Origin of the sequence: Pseudoalteromonas sp. APC 3694 (assembly GCF_030407565.1) — a bacterium.
In the GTDB taxonomy this organism is placed as follows: Bacteria; Pseudomonadota; Gammaproteobacteria; order Enterobacterales; family Alteromonadaceae; genus Pseudoalteromonas; species Pseudoalteromonas tetraodonis.
In genome coordinates this window covers 167,509-180,912 of record NZ_JASDDE010000001.1, presented here as the reverse complement: position 1 = coordinate 180,912, position 13,404 = coordinate 167,509, and the positions used below count along the sequence as shown (strand labels likewise).

16 protein-coding genes are annotated in these 13,404 nt (G+C 42.8%); 12 read left to right on the top strand and 4 right to left on the bottom strand.

The genetic code is table 11. The features are described 5' to 3' along the window. The first annotated feature begins 8 nt into the window (after positions 1-8). Positions 9-533 carry a hypothetical protein gene (locus QMA00_RS00910; RefSeq protein WP_076920674.1) on the top strand — a complete coding sequence of 175 codons (525 nt, stop codon included), beginning with the start codon at positions 9-11 and terminating at the stop codon, positions 531-533. Between the two features lie 199 nt (positions 534-732). Here the strand turns inward: QMA00_RS00910 and QMA00_RS00905 are convergent, their stop codons facing one another. The 3 genes from QMA00_RS00905 to QMA00_RS00895 are packed head-to-tail and all read right to left on the bottom strand — an operon-like array spanning position 733 to position 3,045. Beyond that, positions 733-1,920, bottom strand: a complete 1,188-nt coding sequence (locus QMA00_RS00905) for a VWA domain-containing protein (protein ID WP_033102823.1) — start codon at positions 1,918-1,920, stop codon at positions 733-735. 1 nt (position 1,921) lies between these two features. Then, positions 1,922-2,770, bottom strand: coding sequence for a MoxR family ATPase (locus QMA00_RS00900; RefSeq protein WP_008464234.1), 849 nt, complete (start codon positions 2,768-2,770; stop codon positions 1,922-1,924). Positions 2,771-2,820: 50 nt separating this feature from the next. Beyond that, positions 2,821-3,045, bottom strand: a complete 225-nt coding sequence (locus tag QMA00_RS00895; RefSeq protein WP_076920673.1) for a DUF1653 domain-containing protein — start codon at positions 3,043-3,045, stop codon at positions 2,821-2,823. 61 nt (positions 3,046-3,106) lie between these two features. Here QMA00_RS00895 and QMA00_RS00890 point away from each other — a divergent pair, with 61 nt between their 5' ends. From QMA00_RS00890 to rpoS, 11 genes are all read left to right on the top strand, one after another. Beyond that, entirely contained in the window at positions 3,107-3,580 is a 474-nt protein-coding gene (locus QMA00_RS00890; protein ID WP_013465675.1) for a DUF2947 domain-containing protein, read from the top strand. A 70-nt stretch (positions 3,581-3,650) separates the two neighbouring features. After that, positions 3,651-4,283, top strand: coding sequence for a hypothetical protein (locus QMA00_RS00885; RefSeq protein ID WP_076920672.1), 633 nt, complete (start codon positions 3,651-3,653; stop codon positions 4,281-4,283). 35 nt (positions 4,284-4,318) lie between these two features. After that, entirely contained in the window at positions 4,319-4,606 is a 288-nt protein-coding gene (gene ftsB, locus QMA00_RS00880; RefSeq protein ID WP_013465673.1) for a cell division protein FtsB, read from the top strand. Then, on the top strand, positions 4,596-5,297 hold the full coding sequence (gene ispD, locus QMA00_RS00875) for a 2-C-methyl-D-erythritol 4-phosphate cytidylyltransferase (protein ID WP_076920671.1): 702 nt from the start codon (positions 4,596-4,598) through the stop codon (positions 5,295-5,297). Before ftsB ends, ispD begins: the two co-directional genes overlap by 11 nt. Next, on the top strand, positions 5,294-5,776 hold the full coding sequence (ispF, locus tag QMA00_RS00870; RefSeq protein ID WP_016899658.1) for a 2-C-methyl-D-erythritol 2,4-cyclodiphosphate synthase: 483 nt from the start codon (positions 5,294-5,296) through the stop codon (positions 5,774-5,776). Before ispD ends, ispF begins: the two co-directional genes overlap by 4 nt. Next, a complete protein-coding gene (locus QMA00_RS00865) occupies positions 5,773-6,822 on the top strand; it encodes a tRNA pseudouridine(13) synthase TruD (RefSeq protein WP_076920670.1) in 1,050 nt (349 codons plus the stop codon). Before ispF ends, QMA00_RS00865 begins: the two co-directional genes overlap by 4 nt. Further along, positions 6,803-7,567 carry a 5'/3'-nucleotidase SurE gene (gene surE, locus QMA00_RS00860; protein WP_028833935.1) on the top strand — a complete coding sequence of 255 codons (765 nt, stop codon included), beginning with the start codon at positions 6,803-6,805 and terminating at the stop codon, positions 7,565-7,567. The genes QMA00_RS00865 and surE overlap by 20 nt, the downstream gene beginning before the upstream one ends. Further along, a complete protein-coding gene (locus QMA00_RS00855) occupies positions 7,557-8,195 on the top strand; it encodes a protein-L-isoaspartate(D-aspartate) O-methyltransferase (RefSeq protein ID WP_016899661.1) in 639 nt (212 codons plus the stop codon). The genes surE and QMA00_RS00855 overlap by 11 nt, the downstream gene beginning before the upstream one ends. Before the next feature lie 9 nt (positions 8,196-8,204). Then, a complete protein-coding gene (locus QMA00_RS00850) occupies positions 8,205-8,783 on the top strand; it encodes a YqaA family protein (RefSeq protein ID WP_033102817.1) in 579 nt (192 codons plus the stop codon). Positions 8,784-8,824: 41 nt separating this feature from the next. Continuing rightward, complete coding sequence (locus QMA00_RS00845; RefSeq protein WP_076920669.1) at positions 8,825-9,649, top strand: peptidoglycan DD-metalloendopeptidase family protein; 825 nt, start codon at positions 8,825-8,827, stop codon at positions 9,647-9,649. A gap of 117 nt (positions 9,650-9,766) precedes the next feature. Continuing rightward, entirely contained in the window at positions 9,767-10,738 is a 972-nt protein-coding gene (gene rpoS, locus QMA00_RS00840; protein WP_033102888.1) for an RNA polymerase sigma factor RpoS, read from the top strand. Positions 10,739-10,799: 61 nt separating this feature from the next. On the opposite strand, the gene mutS is transcribed toward rpoS, so the two are convergent. Beyond that, positions 10,800-13,385 carry a DNA mismatch repair protein MutS gene (mutS, locus tag QMA00_RS00835; protein WP_076920668.1) on the bottom strand — a complete coding sequence of 862 codons (2,586 nt, stop codon included), beginning with the start codon at positions 13,383-13,385 and terminating at the stop codon, positions 10,800-10,802. Positions 13,386-13,404 lie beyond the last annotated feature (19 nt).

The window sequence follows — 13,404 nt, the reverse complement described above, 5'->3', positions numbered from 1 at the left end:
GTGTGAATATGGACAAGCGAGTCATAGCTGCTGAACTGATATATGAAGCAGTTGAAGAATATAAAAATGCGCAAAGTGATATTGGTTATATAAAATCAATTTTACTCTCTGGTGCTGCGATTTACCTTGTAGGACCATTGATAGAAGATGCTGGAAAAACTTCTGAACTGTCAAAAGAAAAACATGCGCAAACTAGTGTTCGTTTTTCTAAATACTTTAGTAGTCGAGAGTTAACGGAAGATGAGATAAAAGATATAAAGAAACGCTCAAGAATTGAAAATAGACGTGTTTATAATTCACTAAAACATACGGGTAATCGTTTTGAAAACCTCTCTGCAATTAGTGATTTAGAGATTGATGTTGACTTTAAAGCTGAAGCAGAGGAGCTCATATGGGATATTATTGATGATTATAATAATATGGACTTCCCTGATTATCACAGCCTACCACGTCGAATAATCGAACTTCTAAATTTCGGAGATCCCATGGATAATTTACCAAAATTTGTCTGTCGTGAGCGAAAAAATTCATAACAATCAATTTAAACGAAGCTAAAAACACGGTAAGCCGGATTGTTTCTGGTTAATTCATCATTTTGTCGGATGGCGTGGCTTCGCCACTTATCCGACCTACGTCAAAGGTAGGTTGGTTAAGCCGAAGGCGCCACCCAACAAAGTTATGGGTTCACGCCCGAAGCTCTGCTGCTAGCGCTGAGCTGGCGTAAATTAATATTTAACTCAGCTCTTTTATAGCGCTACTTATCCCATCCAAGCTCAGCGGGTACATGCGGTTGTTCATTAGCTGCTTTATAAAATCAATTGATTGATAGTACGGCCAGTGTTCAACCGGTTGTGGGTTGAGCCACGCGACTTTATCAAAGTGATTTGTGATTCGGTTCAACCATGCACTGCCGGGTTCTTCATTCCAATGTTCTACTGAGCCGCCAGGATAGGCAATTTCATACGGGCCCATAGTGGCATCACCAACAAATATAACTTTGTAGTCGCTGGTAAATTTGTTGATCAGCGTCATGGTGTCAATAACGTTTGAGTGGCGGCGTTGGTTATCTTGCCACACGTGTTCGTATAAACAGTTATGAAAGTAGTAAAACTCAAGGTGTTTAAATTCGCTGTGGGCGGCGCTAAATAATTCTTCGCAGGTATGAATGTAGTCATCCATTGAACCGCCAATATCAAACAGCATCAATACTTTTACCGCGTTGTGGCGCTCGGGGGCCATTTTTACATCCAGCATGCCGCCTTGCTTGGCGGTCGCGCGAATAGTCTCGTTTAAATCAAGGGTGTCGCTTGCGCCAGTACGAGCAAATTTGCGTAGTTTTTTAAGTGCCAGCTTTATGGTACGAGAGCCAATTTCGCGGTCAGAATCTAGGTTACGGTATTCGCGCTTATCCCACACTTTTACCGCTTGGCGATTGCGGTTGCCGTCTTGACCAATACGCACACCCTCAGGGTTATAACCATACGCACCAAAAGGCGAGGTACCGCCAGTGCCGACCCATTTATTGCCGCCTGCGTGGCGTTTTTGCTGTTCTTCTAAACGCTCTTTTAGGGTTTTCATTAGCTCGTCGAGCCCGCCCATGGCTTTTAGTTGGGCTTTTTCTTCATCACTTAGATGCTTTTCAAACTCTTTACGCAACCAATCTTCAGGTAAGTTGTGTTGTTGTTTTAAGCTTTCGAGCAGGTCTAAGTCGGCAATACCGCTAAAGTAATCGCTAAAGGCTTTATCGAACCGGTCAAAATGGGTTTCGTCCTTTACCATAATAGTGCGCGCTAAATGATAAAACGCGTCTACATCAGCAAATATAACGCCTTGTTTTAAAGCGTTAATTAAATCGAGTAGTTCGCGCAGGCTCACAGGCAAGCGGTATTTACGTAGCGTGAAAAAAAACTGTACCAACATGTTAGCGACGGCTCATAAACGCGAGCTTTTCGATTAGGCTTATGTCTTGCTCGTTTTTAAGTAGTGCGCCGAACATCGGCATTAAGCCGCCTTTTTGCGCTTTGTCGTGCAAGGTTTTTGCGTCTATATCTTCAGCCATTAATAGTTTTAACCAATCCAGTAACTCGCTGGTGGATGGCTTCTTTTTAAGGCCGTTGGCTTCGCGTAAGTTAAAAAATACTTCAAGTGCTTGGCGAACTAAATCTTGTTTAACATGCGGGTAGTGCACATCAATAATTTGCTGCATTTCGTCGCTATTTGGAAAATCAATATAATGGAAAAAACAGCGACGTAAAAACGCATCAGGCAGCTCTTTTTCATTGTTTGATGTGATGATCACAATAGGGCGCTCTTTAGCCACAATACGCTCACCGGTTTCGTATACATGAAATTCCATTTTATCGAGTTCGAGTAGTAAATCGTTTGGAAACTCAATATCGGCTTTGTCTATTTCGTCAATAAGCAGTACTGGGCGTTTTCCGTTTAGTTCAGCGTACATGAAGGCTTGCCACAGCTTACCTTTAACTATGTAGTTACTAATATTATGAACGCGCTCATCACCTAGCTGGCTGTCGCGTAAACGCGATACTGCATCGTACTCGTACAAACCTTGCTGCGCTTTAGTGGTTGATTTTATATGCCACTGAATCAACTCGGTATCTAAACTTTTTGCCAGCTCTTCAGCCAACATGGTTTTACCTGTGCCCGGCTCGCCTTTAATTAAAAGCGGTTTTTGCAGCATAATAGCGGCGTTTACTGCCTGTTTTAATGCTGAGCTTGCGATGTAGTTGTCGGTTGAATTAAATTGCACGGGTCATCCTCTGGTCTGAGCAGTAATTATTATGCGTTATAATGCCATAGTTAATCGGCTTCACCAAGGTAGGCAAAACGGGCGATAGTTTTACCGTCTTTTTCTACGGTTTCAGTAAATATACTTAGTGGGCGTGCCCATATGCCGTATTCACCGTATAAGGCTTGGTAAATAACCAACTGCTCGTTGGTTTCGCTGTGGGTCGCCACATGCATAACTTTATATTGTGGGCCTTTGTAGTGTTGATATAAACCCAGTTTTAGTGCTGTAGTCATAGTCTGTTATCTTGTATAATTTGCCTTCGCTTTTTATTATGCCAAAGAATACGCCAATACTATGAATTATATTTCTCTTGATGATTACAAAAAAGCCTGGGTATTTCGCCACAAAGATATTCCGGTTTCAGATATTGATGCAGCTAATATTAAACCGATGACCAGCGAACGTGCTGCAGTGCTATGGACAACCATGGTGAGTCGTGAACATGATCATCCTGACTTTTTTGATAAAACCGATTGGTGCGCGCAAGAGCAAAACTTTAGCCAAGAAGTAAATTGGGAAGACGCATGGGAAAGCGAAGATCCCCAATTTCCTGACGCTATTTTAAACCACCTAGACTGGCAGGCTAACACCACCGTTTATTTTTGTATGGCGCGCGATAATATTATTGAAACGAGCTTTGATGTGTTTAAACGCAACTGGCAAAACTTTATGTTTTTAGCCGATGGCAGTTTATTAATTGGAAAAAAACGTAATACGGTTGTGCAATTTTTAGAATCAGGCATTGCGAAATTAGGCGAAAAGCCCTAACAATCGGTGCTTAAAAACTGTGTATTACTGTGTTATAAAACATCTATTAAGGTGTTTTTGAGTATAGCGATTGGTCAGTAAAAATAAGCAGTTTGACACAAACCAACAAGTTGAAATGTGGCAAACTGATGCACAAAAAGTGCTTTATGCACAATTATGTAATGCCTTTTATCAGCGTGAGGTGCAGCGCTTAGTGGCTGAACCTAATGGTGATCGTTTACGCAGGCAATTAAAAAGCCTGCCGTATTACATTGAACGTGCCGCAACACGTGTAGCTAATGCAACATCGCCTTTTACGCTCGATGCGCAAAATGGGGGCTGGCTTGAAAAACAAAAACCAACACCGCCAGAAGTTAATTCTTCAGCGAATGAACTTTTTTATCAAGCGCATGCCAAAGTTGGGCTGATTATTCCTGTATTATTACAAAGTCACGGTCAAATTCGGGTTAGAATAGATAGCATTGATCAAGTAACTAAAACACAGGTTCATTGCAATGAGCTTGGCTGGTTTGATTTTTTAGGCCAAGGACTTGAGCAACAAAGTGCGCAATTGCTTAAACCTAGTAAAACGAGCCTTGCTGCGGCGTGTTGTGGCCACCAGTGGCAGTTTTCAAAGCGCAGTACGCCACGGGTATTATCGTTACGGGAAATGTTATTGGCTGCCAATATTAATTGGCGCAATGTTAAGCGGCCATTGGCGTAAAGCTTACAATTCAAAATTAAAATAAGGAGTGTTTAATGCGATTTTTTCAATTTGGCTTGTTGTGCTTAGCACTTTTTATTCAGTATAGACTTTGGTTTGGCCATAATGGTGTGCAAGACTATACCCGTCTAAAAAATGCGGTAGCATCGCATCAACAAACTAACGAAAAACTAATAAAGCGTAATAAAGTATTAAAAGCGGATATAGAAGATTTAAAGCTCGGCCTTGAAGGTATTGAAGAGCGTGCCCGCAACGAATTAGGAATGATTAAACCGGACGAAACCTTTATTCGTGTTTTACCGGCTCAACACCATGACAAATAAATTTACTATTGCAGCTATTGTTCCTGCCGCAGGTGTTGGCAGCAGAATGCAACACACAACACCAAAGCAATATATTTCCTTAGCAGGGAAAACCATTTTAGAGCACACGCTCGCTAAGTTATCGCAGTTACCGCAGTTAAACTCTATAGTGGTGGCTTTGAGCGAAACCGACCCTTACTTTGACGACCTTACGCTAGCTGATCCTCGCATCGTGCGTGCTATTGGCGGTAAAGAGCGTGCAGATTCAGTATTAAACAGTTTATTGTTTTTAGCTGCCAATCCACCGACTTGGGTTTTGGTGCATGATGCAGCAAGACCTTTAGTTGATATTGCTGATATAGAGCGCTTAATCGCACAGTGCATGCAGGCTGATGAAGGCGGCATTTTAGCCAGCAAAGTAAAAGACACCATAAAACGAGGGCAAAGCCATGCGCAGCAAACAGTGCCTCGTGATGATTTATGGCAAGCACTTACGCCACAGCTTTTTAAATATGACGAGCTCAAAACAGCACTGCAAAATGCGTTAGCCAATGGGGCAATTATTACTGATGAAGCCAGTGCCATGGAATGGGCAAATAAGCCGGTAAGGTTGGTGGCGGGGCGCAGTGATAATATTAAAATTACCACCCCAGAAGATTTAGACTTAGCAGCTTTTTTACTGCAAAAACAAAATAATGAGAGTGCAACATGATACGAATAGGCCATGGTTTTGACGTGCATAAGTTTGGTGGCCAAGGGCCTTTAACCATCTGCGGCGAAAAAATTGATTACCCGCAAGGCTTTTTAGCGCACTCAGATGGTGATGTAGCTATTCATGCGTTGTGTGACGCGATTTTAGGCTCATTAGCGCTGGGCGATATTGGTAAGCACTTTCCAGATACAGCCAGTGAGTATGAAAATATTGATAGCCGTATTTTGCTTCGTCATGTGGTGAGTTTGGCCAAGCAACAGGGCTATGTATTGGGCAATGCGGATGTCACCATTGTGGCACAAGCACCAAAAATGCTGCCGCACATTCAAGCAATGCGAACCAATCTTGCCAGTGATTTAAATGCTGAGCTCTCACAGATAAATGTTAAAGCCACAACCACTGAAAAGCTCGGGTTTGAGGGGCGAAAAGAAGGAATTTCAAGCCATGCCGTGGTCATTATGAGTAAACAAAGCGCATGAGCGAATTAAATTATTTATACGGCGCGCCGCTTTCTAAAGCCGATTTTAAAACCACCGCAGAAGACTTCATGGTCGATGAAGATCTCGATATAGAGTTTACCGGCAGTGGCGAGCATGTGTGCTTGCAAGTGGTAAAAAAGGGTGAAAACACCCAATATGTTGCCAAGCTGATTGCACAAAAAGCGGGTGTATCGCCACGTGATGTAAGCTATGCCGGTATGAAAGACCGCCATGGAGTATGCTCGCAGTGGTTTAGCGTAAAAGTACCGATTAAAAAACATATTGATTTTACTGAGCTCAACAGTGAAAGCGTGTTTGTGGTTTCGCAGCAGCGTCATGAGCGAAAATTACGCACCGGTTGTCATAAAGGAAATAGATTTACTATTACCTTGCGCAATGTAACCGAGCCGCTTGATATTTTGTGCCGTATAAACGCAGTGCGTGCTGGTGTGCCTAACTATTTTGGTGAACAGCGCTTTGGTCGTGATGGACACAACCTAGTGATGGCCGAAAAAATGTTTGCTGGTGAGCGTATTCGCGATAAAAAGCTGCGAGGCATTATTATTTCTGCTGCGCGTTCACATGTGTTTAATCAAATTGTTAGTTTACGCGTGGCTGAGCATGGCCTTGCTAAAACCATGCACCGCGAAGTATTTATGCTCAGTGGCAGTAATGCATTTTTTGAAGATGCGATAAGTGATGAAAATATTGCACGGCTTGCTTCTGGCGATATTATGATGTCGGCGCCCATGGTGGGCAAAAGTGAAAAAGGCTTAACCGAACAAGAAAAAACATGGTTGGCACCGTATCAAGCATGGTGTGATGGCTTAGGGGATTTAGGGCTTAAAAACGAGCGTAGAATGCTGCGTTTAATACCCCAAGAGCTAAGCATAGAAACACTTGATGAACGCACATTAAAACTCAGCTTTGGTTTACCCAAAGGCTGCTTTGCAACGGCTTTACTGCGCGAACTGGTTGATTATACTGACGCCAGTCCTCGCGAGCGAAAAGAAAAGGATAACGCAGATGAAGATTCTATTAAGTAATGATGATGGTGTTAATGCCAAAGGTATTGCTGTTTTATACCAAGCATTAACACAAATTGCTGAGGTAACGCTGGTTGCGCCAGATAGAAATTGCAGTGGCGCAAGTAATTCACTGACGTTAATGAATCCTTTGCGTGCAACGACACTCGACAATGGCTTTATGTCGGTTAATGGCACGCCAACGGATTGTGTGCATTTAGGTGTGAATCAATTAATGGATGAAAAGCCCGATTTAGTGGTAGCCGGTATTAACCACGGCGGCAATTTAGGTGACGATACACTTTACTCTGGTACGGTTGCTGCGGCGACCGAAGGTCGTCATCTGGGCTTACCAGCAATTGCGGTGTCTTTGTGCTCTCACCATGGTGAACACTTTGAAACGGCAGCGGCCGTTACGGTCAATATTATTAAAGGGCTTGCTTCGCATCCACTGCCTAAAGATCAGATCATCAATATTAATGTGCCAGATATTCCTTTAAGTGAGCTAAAAGGGGTTCAGGTAACTCGCTTAGGCGCGCGACACAAAGCAGAAACCATGACTAAGCAAAGCGATCCTTGGGGACGCGATATTTTTTGGTATGGTTCTTTGGGTACAGAAAGCGATGCCGGTGAAGGCACTGATTTTTATGCTGTAAATAATGGCTATGCATCAGTCACCCCATTGAGCGTTGATATGACCGCTAAAGACAGTATCAAAGCTGTGGGAGAGTGGTTAGCCGAGTTGGAGATCAACCGTGCTGGCTAATTATACCCGCAGTGCACAAGCGCTTTCAGACCTATTACAACGAGAGGGCGTAGAAGATAAGGAGGTTTTAAAGGCGATTGCGCAAATTCCTCGGCATATTTTTATTGATGATGTACTAAAGCACAAAGCGTATCAAAATACGGCGCTACCAATAGGGCAAGGACAAACTATTTCTCAGCCTTACATTGTTGCCCGTATGACCGAATTGATGCGTTTAGCTGGCGTGAAAAGTAAAGTGTTAGAAATTGGTACCGGATCCGGCTATCAAACCGCGGTACTGGCTAAAACCTTTGATAAGGTGTACTCGGTTGAGCGTATAAAAGCTTTGCAATGGCAAGCAAAGCGTCGATTACATCAGCTCGATTTATATAATGTCACTATGAAACACGGTGACGGTTGGCAAGGATGGCAATCGCAAGCGCCATTTAATGGCATTATTGTGACGGCTGCGGCAACGATTATCCCTCCAGAACTACTCGCACAACTTGCAGATGGAGGCGTATTACTCGCCCCCATTGGTGAGGCAGAACAAAAATTAACCATGGTTATTCGCCAAGGCGATAGCTTTACAGAGCATGTAATTGCGCCAGTAAGATTTGTACCTTTGGTCCCTGGCGATATTGAATAGGAATTCATTTTGAAGTTGTTTACCAAGTTATATGATATGGCCTTAGTGTGGGCTAAGCATCGCCATGCAGAACGTTATTTAGCAGGGATGAGCTTTGCCGAATCGGTTTTTTTTCCGGTGCCACCCGATGTAATGTTAGCGCCTATGTCGCTGGCACAACCGAGTAAAGCATGGCGATTTGCAAGCTTTGCTACCGTAGCTTCTGTGCTTGGTGGCGTGCTAGGTTATCTACTAGGGTTTTGGTTATTTGAACCTGTTGTAGAGCCTTTTATTGCACAAATGCAATGGCAAGATAAATTTAATACGGCACTTACATGGTTTAAAGATTATGGCGTATGGGTGGTATTTTTAGCCGGGTTTTCGCCTATTCCTTATAAGGTATTTACTATTGGTGCAGGGGTATTACAAATGGCGTTTTTACCTTTTATTATTGCCTCAGGTATTGGGCGTGGCGCGCGTTTCTTTTTAGTATCTGCTTTAATGAAATGGGGCGGAGTTAAAATGGAACAAAAATTACGCCAATATATTGAAGTACTTGGCTGGGCAGTGGTTGCTTTAATCGCTGTTGCGTACCTATTGTTGCGATAATCGCCATAATATAATGATATTAAAACAGAGGGCAAAACACATTGAATAAACAAATACGCTGTTATGTTGCTTTATTTATTAGTGTTTTGCTCTGTGCATGCTCGTCTCGCCATGTTCCCGCTCCGGTAAGCAGTTTAAATAATAATATTAATGACTATCCCTCACGGATTAATATTAACGGCGGAAAATACACAGTACAAAAAGGCGATACACTTTACTCGATTGCTTTTAGTGCCGGAAAAGATTTCAGAGAGCTTGCAAAAAACAATTCAATTCCATCACCTTACACTATTGTTCCTGGTCAGGTTGTATCCCTTTTAGAACCAAGTAGGTCAAGGGTTACACAAAAAAAGTATAAAAAGAAAGCTGTTAAAAATTCATCCCATTTACAAAAAGGCAACATAAAATTAAAGAAAGAGCTTGATAAGCCGAAAAAACGTAGGTATGTTCAAAAACAAGCTAACCAAAAAATTAGCAAGCCTCAAGGTTCTACAAACAGAAAGTTGAGTTGGTTTTGGCCTGCTAAAGGTAAAATAATCCAACGCTTTTCTAACAAGGAAAATGGTTATAAAGGCCTACAGATTGCTAATAAAAAGGGGACGGCAGTATTCGCCGCTGCTCAAGGAACGGTAGTCTATGCGGGTAGTGCACTAAGAGGTTACGGTAATTTAATTATATTGAAACATAATGATGATTACCTAAGTGCTTATGCACATAACTCAAAGTTACTTGTTAAAGAAAAGCAAATAGTGAAGGCGGGACAAAAAATAGCAGAAATTGGTAATTCAGAGTCTTCAGTAACGGCACTTCGCTTTGAAATTCGTTATCGAGGAAAAGCTGTTAACCCTGCTAAATACCTACCCTGAACTAAAGGTGTTGATTGACAGTTCTGGAGAAGGCTCATGGCTAATACAGCAAAAGCTAATAAAACGACTACAGACCTTAATCATAAAGTTATTGATAGCTTGCTCAGGAGAAGTCTTATGGCTGATGTAGCAAAAGCTGAGAAAACCCCCACTGATGATAAGTTTGACGATTCAAAAGTTGAAGAGCCAACGCAACTACTTGATGACGTGGAAGATGAAGACGTATTTGTTAAAGAAGAAGTCACTAAAAACTTCGACGCCACTCAGTTATACCTAGGCGAAATTGGTTTTTCCCCTCTATTAAGTGCCGAAGAAGAAGTTTTTTTTGCACGAAAATCGCTTAAAGGCTGTGAAGCTTCCCGTAAACGCATGATTGAAAGTAACTTACGCTTGGTTGTGAAAATTGCGCGCAGGTATAACAATCGTGGGCTTGCTCTACTCGATTTAATTGAAGAAGGTAACTTAGGACTCATTAGAGCGGTTGAAAAGTTTGATCCTGAACGTGGTTTTCGATTTTCTACTTATGCTACATGGTGGATACGTCAAACCATTGAGCGGGCGATAATGAATCAAACGCGTACGATTCGTTTGCCTATTCATGTAGTTAAGGAGCTTAACGTTTATTTACGTACAGCACGTGAGCTAACGCAAAAGCTTGATCATGAGCCTACCGCAGAAGAAATTGCAGAAAGCTTAGATAGACCGGTTGAAGACGTCACCAAAATGCTACGCCTAAATGAAAAAATAGCCTCTGTAGATATGCCCATTGGTAGCGAGAATGACAGTGCATTATTAGATGTGATAGCTGATGAAAAAAATGTAGGCCCTGAAGGTGAAGTACAAAACAACGATATGAATACGCATATTATTGACTGGTTAGGTGAATTAAACCCTAAGCAACGCGAAGTACTTGCACGTCGGTTTGGTTTACTAGGCTATGAACCCTCAACCCTTGAAGATGTTGGCCGTGAAATAGGCTTAACCCGTGAGCGAGTTCGCCAAATACAGGTTGAAGCGCTGCGCCGCTTAAAAGATATTTTGCAACAAGAAGGCTTAAGTACCGAAAGCTTATTTGAACAATTTGCTTAATCTAATCTAAACACACAGAGAAATGAATACAGCCCGGCTTTTTAAGCCGGGCTGTTTGCGTTTAAAGCAGTGCTTTTAATTTATAAAGCAGTTCATGCGCCTGACGCGGTGATAGGTTATCAGGGTCTATTGCGCTCATTTGTTGCTCAAGCTCACTAGGCTGAATTATTTGCGGTTCACTATCAAACGGTAAAACCTGTTGCTCTGTAGTGACTGTGGTGACGCTTTGATGGTTTTCAAGCAAGCTTAGCTTTTGTTTAGCTTGGGCAATAACTGCTTTAGGCACCCCGGCCAGTGCCGCTACTTGCAAACCAAAGCTCTTACTCGCTGCGCCATCTAATACCGTATGCATAAAGGCAATGGTATCGTTGTGTTCGATGGCATCTAGGTGCACATTAACCAGCCCAGGCGTTTGCTCTGCAAGTTCTGTAAGTTCAAAGTAATGGGTTGCAAACAGGGTTTTAGCCGCTATTATTGAAGCGAGGTGATCAGCCGTCGCGTACGCCAGTGATAAACCATCGTAAGTACTGGTTCCTCGGCCTATTTCATCCATAAGCACCAATGATTGCGCGGTGGCATTATTTAAAATAGCCGCGGTTTCGGTCATTTCAACCATGAAGGTTGAACGCCCAGATGCTAAGTCGTCACTGGCGCCAATACGGGTAAATATTCTATCTATATTACCAATTTTAGCGCTATCGGCAGGAACGTAACAGCCAATATGTGCCATAAGCACAATAAGCGCAGTTTGGCGCATGTAGGTTGATTTACCGCCCATGTTAGGGCCGGTAATAATCAACATTTTACGCTGGTTATTGAGCTCCACAGGGTTGGCAATAAACGGGTCTTTCATTACCTGCTCTACCACAGGGTGGCGGCCTTGTTTAATGCTGATATTATCGTTATCGCAAAGCTCAGGCTTGGCATAATTAAGTGTTTGAGCACGCTCTGCTAAATTGTTCAGTACATCTAGATCGGCAATTACTGAGGCCATTATTTGTAGCTGCTCAATATGCGGAGCTATAAATTCAAATAACTGTTCGTATAATTGTTTTTCAAGGGCCAGCGCTTTTGATTGACTGCCGAGAACTTTGTCTTCGTGTTCTTTTAGTTCTGGGATTATATAGCGTTCGTTATTTTTTAATGTTTGACGACGAATGTAATCTGCAGGCACTAAGTGCGAGTTGGCGCGACTCACTTCAATAAAAAAGCCATGCACTCGGTTATAACCAATTTTAAGTGTACTAATACCGGTGCGTTCTCGTTCGCGCTGCTCTAGCTGTTCAAGCACATCGGTGGCACCTTGGCTTAAATTACGCCACTCATCGAGTTCGCTGTTATACCCTGGCGCAATAACACCGCCATCACGAATTAACACTGGCGGATTATCAATGACAGCACGTTCAAGTAATGCTTGTAGCTCAGGAAGCTCTTTAGAATGCGTAATTATATGCGAAATACGTGTATCAGTTGCATCGTTTAATAAGCTATGCAGTGGCGCCAATGCTTGAAGCGCACTACGAAGCCGTGTTAAATCGCGTGGGCGAGCGGTATGTAATGCCAAGCGAGCAATTACACGTTCTATATCACCAATCTCTTTGAGCGCGTCATGCAGTTCACCACATAATTGTGCATCTAAAATGGCAGTAATAGCATTAAGTCGTGAGTTGAGTTCATCTTTATTACGAATAGGAGTATGAATGCGACGTTTAAGTAATCGCGAGCCCATCGCCGTTGCTGTTTTATCAAGCACTTGGGCTAAGGTGTTTTCAAAGCCGCCGGATAAATTAACCGTTAACTCAAGGTTTTTACGGGTTGGCGCATCCAAAATAACCGCGTGTTCGTTATGCTCAAGAGTGATTGCGCGGATGTGCGGTAATGCAATACGTTGCGTATCTTTTACGTACTGCATTAAACAGCCTGCTGCAACCAAGGCGCTATGTGCTTTGTCGACGCCAAACCCCACTAAATCTTTGGTCCCAAACTGCTCGCACAGTAAGTGCTGCGCGGTATCAAGGTCAAACTCCCAATCAGGGCGACGTCTTGCCCCTTTAATGTGTTCAATTAAGTGAATATTTTCAAAGTGTTCGCTATACAGTAATTCAGCGGGCGCTAAGCGTTGTAGCGTTGAGCTAAATGCTTCATCAGTGTTTACTTCAACAACATTAAAGCGTCCTGAGTTGATATCAAGATACGCAATACCGTATTGGCCTTTTTTATTTTGCCAAACACTGGTTAAAAGGTTGTCTTGGCGTTCTTGCAGTAAGGCTTCGTCAGAAATGGTACCCGGAGTGACAATACGTACTACCTTGCGTTCAACAGGACCTTTGCTGGTGGCTGGGTCGCCCACTTGCTCACAAATAGCCACCGACTCGCCCATTTGGACTAAGCGGGCTAAATAGTTTTCTACTGCATGATAAGGCACGCCCGCCATAGGAATAGGATCGCCACCGGCTTTGCCACGATGTGTTTGTGAAATATCAAGCAATTGCGCGGCGCGTTTTGCGTCGTCAAAAAAGAGTTCGTAAAAATCCCCCATCCGATAAAACAATAAAATATCGCGATGCTCTGATTTTATTTTTAGATACTGCTGCATCATAGGGGTTTGTTGTTTTATAGTGTGCGGTGCATAAAGATCAAACGACATGTATTTACCCAAAGGCTGA